Source organism: Sphingobium sp. (assembly GCF_049304695.1).
In the GTDB taxonomy this organism is placed as follows: domain Bacteria; phylum Pseudomonadota; class Alphaproteobacteria; order Sphingomonadales; family Sphingomonadaceae; genus Sphingobium.
On sequence record NZ_JBAQOK010000086.1, the window covers coordinates 1 to 3,226 of the forward strand.

Consider the following 3,226-nt stretch of genomic DNA (forward strand, 5'->3'; position numbering starts at 1 on the left):
ACCCACCTAAGGTCGCCATCCTCTCAGCGACAGAGATGGTCCATGCCAAGATCAGTTCCACGGTCGAGGCGGCCGCGCTGTGCAAGATGGCCGAGCGCGGGCAGATTACGGGCGGCTTGCTGGACGGGCCGCTCGCGTTCGACAACGCCATCTCAAAGGAGGCAGCGGCAGCAAAGCACATCGCATCGTCCGTGGCCGGCGATGCCGATATTCTTCTCGCGCCAGACTTGGAGTCGGGCAATATGATCGCCAAGCAGCTGATCTATCTCGCCGGGGCCGATGCCGCGGGCCTGGTCCTCGGCGCCCGCGTGCCGATCATGCTGACCAGCCGTGCCGACGGCGCGTTGGCACGGGTCGCGTCCTGCGCGCTGGCGCAGATCTTCATTCGCAGCCGCTTGTCGCGTGCCCTATGACATCCTCCATCCTGGTCCTCAATGTCGGCTCGTCTACGCTGAAGTTCGCGCTCTTTGACGGTGCCGGACTTGATCTCTTGTGTCGGGGTGTAATCGAAGATCGGGGCGCTGGATTCCCGGTCAGTACAAGCGGCCCCTATGCCCCCGCCTTCGCCGCTCTGCCGGGAGCTGCAGGGGCAACCCTGCCGGCCCGGATCGAATGGCTACTGAGGACCGCCGCAACCAAGCTTGTCGACAGGCCGCTGGCGGCCGTCGGACACCGAGTGGTCCACGGCGGCACAACGTTTGCGGAACCGGCCATCGTGAATGCAGCGATGCTCGACGAACTGGGGCGGCTCATTCCGCTTGCGCCGGCTCACCAGCCGCACAACATCGCTGCGATCGCCGCCGTAACGGCGATGGCGCCGGACTTGCCCCAGATTGCCTGCTTCGACACGGCGTTTCATCGCACCCAACCGCGGGTGGCGCAGCTCTATCCGCTGCCGCGGGCACTCAGCGACGAGGGATTGCTGCGGTTCGGCTTTCACGGACTCTCTTACGAGCATGTCGCACAGGCACTTGTCGAGGTGGCCCCTGATCACGCCAATGGCCGCGTGATCGCGGCGCATCTCGGGCACGGTGCGAGCCTCTGCGCGATGCGGAATCGACAGAGCGTCGCCACGACGATGGGGTTCACCTCTCTCGAGGGGCTGATGATGGGAACCCGTTCGGGGTCGATTGATCCCGGGCTAATCCTCTATCTGATACGCGACCGCGGCATGACGGTAGAAGCCGTTGGCGACCTTTTGAACAGCCGCTCCGGTCTTCTCGGCGTGTCAGGGCTGAGCGATGATGTTCGCATCTTGGCGCAGAGCCCGGATCCCTCCGCCGCCGAGGCGCTCGACCTGTTCGCGTACCGGGCAGCGCGCGAGATTGGCTCGTTGATGGTGGCGGTCGGCGGCTTGGACCTCCTCGTATTTACCGGGGGCATCGGCGAAAACTCTGCGTCCCTTCGCGCCGCCATCTGCGAACGGCTGCGTTGGGCTGACGTTATCCTTGATCCCGCCCGAAATGAGCAGGGCCTGCCCCGCATCAGCGCGGAGGCAGCACGCGTGAAGGTCTTCGTCATACCGGCCAATGAGGAGCTTGTGATAGCGACCGCGACGCGAGAGTTGACGGCGGGCCTGGCAGGGCGCAGCGGCGGTAAGCGGCGCTCGCCGCCTTCGGTCCGATGAGCTTCGCATCAGCGTTCTTCGGCATCCTCCTCGAAAAGCCTGATCCGGTTGATGACGGAGACGAAGAACGCGGTCGACCATCCAAGCAGGATGATTCCGTTGGCACCTTCGATGGCGCCGACCAACCGCCAGGCTCTCGGGAGAACGACGTCGCCGTATCCGAGAGTGGAGTAGGTCGTGGTCGAGAAATAGAGCGCGTCGTCGAAGGTCGGGAGCGCCCCGACCGCCGCGTACAGAATCGCGTAGGTCCAGATCTCGATGGTGTGGAGGGCGAACAGCCCGAACGCGGCGCCAAAGATGACAATGAGCTGGTGAAGCCGAGTGCGACGGACCTGAAGCCGGCGCTGGTGTCGGCGCATGAGCGCGACAAGCAATCCAAGTCCAACCAGGTGCATGACGACGGTCAGCGCGACCATGATGCTGGCGATGACAAGCTGCGGCACAATATCTCCGTGTCTCAGGGGATCGCCGGACGTTCGATCCTCGACGACCTGCTAGAACCTTGGCAGGAACTAAGAATCAATCATCGCTCGTGGGCTCTAGGTCGCCGGCGTGTCATTCAGCTCGCATTGATCATTCCTCGCGCATGCACTTTGACGTGCGTCAATGTGTCTCTAGCGCCGGCGGCTCTACCGTCGCGGCAGGTAGGAGCCCAGTGTGTCTGATCAATCGCTCAAGGAAAGCAGCATCGACGGCACATCGTTCGCGGACGATGCTGCGTATCGTCCCCATCCCGACGCTCAGTTGGCCGGCATGCTCAAGGATCATGTCGAGCTCGCTTGCCTCTACGATGCGCTGGAGGAGCTCGCCGACTGCCTCCCGGCGATGCCGAGTGCTTCCATTCACTCCGCCGTCCTGCAACGGCTTGAGACATTTCTGCCGGAGCAACACCGGTGGGCACGGGAGTTGCTCAGGTGCGTCCTCCCACCTTGCCCCCGGACGGGTGGGGATTCGCCCCTGCTGAAGCGGGTGATCGAGCAGCAACATGAAGACGAGGGACTACTCGGTGACATTGTTGATGCGCTTCATCCTGACGGCAGATGCGCCTGCCTCACGCCCAACACTCTGGGGTATATGTTGCGTTGCTTTTTCATCAACGGGCGGCGTGCGATGTTGTTTAACGAGTATATTGTCTTTTCCAGGGGCCGCGGGCATTTCACCGTGGGTGCGCTCTCCCGCGTCGGCGAGAGATTAGGCTACGTGGAAGAAACGGGCAGGTGACGCTCCGTCACGCATGCTCAGCGCGCGCCGATAGCGCAGGCCTATCCAAGACGCGGATCGACCGCGTTGTAGGAAGATCGATGACACCGGCGCTTTTGAGGCGTGTCATCTGGCGGCTCACCGTCTCGATCGTCAGCCCGAGCACGTCGGCGACCTGGGTGCGGCTCAGCGGGAGGAGGAACTCTTCCCCGGTCGACGCTCCACAGCGCCCCTTGGCCAGTCGCCGGCTCATCTGGACGATGAAGCTTGCCACCTTCTCCTCAGCGGTCTTGCGTCCCAGCAGCAGCATCCATTCACGCGTGTTGTCCAGCTCGTCCAGCGTACGCTGCAGCAGAAGCCGCTCCAGTTCCTCATAGTCATGAAGAGCCTGCTCAAAGT

Annotated in this window: 5 protein-coding genes; 3 read left to right on the forward strand and 2 right to left on the reverse strand. The window is 63.2% G+C overall.

Features of this window, described 5'->3' with window-relative positions; genetic code table 11:
- Both WA070_RS16205 and WA070_RS16210 read left to right on the forward strand, forming a co-directional pair.
- On the forward strand, positions 1-413 hold a 413-nt coding region (locus WA070_RS16205), incomplete at its 5' end, for a phosphate acyltransferase (protein WP_422634963.1).
- Entirely contained in the window at positions 410-1,627 is a 1,218-nt protein-coding gene (locus WA070_RS16210) for an acetate/propionate family kinase (RefSeq protein ID WP_281822867.1), read from the forward strand. The genes WA070_RS16205 and WA070_RS16210, both read left to right, overlap by 4 nt.
- Positions 1,628-1,635: 8 nt before the next feature.
- On the opposite strand, the gene WA070_RS16215 is transcribed toward WA070_RS16210, so the two are convergent.
- The gene (locus WA070_RS16215) at positions 1,636-2,070 is read right to left on the reverse strand and encodes a potassium channel family protein (protein ID WP_245648918.1); all 435 of its coding nucleotides are present in this window, start codon (positions 2,068-2,070) and stop codon (positions 1,636-1,638) included.
- 214 nt (positions 2,071-2,284) lie between these two features.
- Here WA070_RS16215 and WA070_RS16220 point away from each other — a divergent pair, with 214 nt between their 5' ends.
- Positions 2,285-2,848 carry a hypothetical protein gene (locus tag WA070_RS16220; RefSeq protein ID WP_158014294.1) on the forward strand — a complete coding sequence of 188 codons (564 nt, stop codon included), beginning with the start codon at positions 2,285-2,287 and terminating at the stop codon, positions 2,846-2,848.
- Positions 2,849-2,855: 7 nt separating this feature from the next.
- Here WA070_RS16220 and WA070_RS16225 read toward each other — a convergent pair.
- The coding region (locus WA070_RS16225) for a helix-turn-helix domain-containing protein (protein WP_422634964.1) at positions 2,856-3,226 on the reverse strand (371 nt) is incomplete at its 5' end.

Coding starts and splice junctions, on each gene's coding strand:
- WA070_RS16210 (WP_281822867.1), top strand. CDS start 410: ATGACATCCTCCATCCTGGTCCTCAATGTCGGCTCGTCTACGCTGAAG.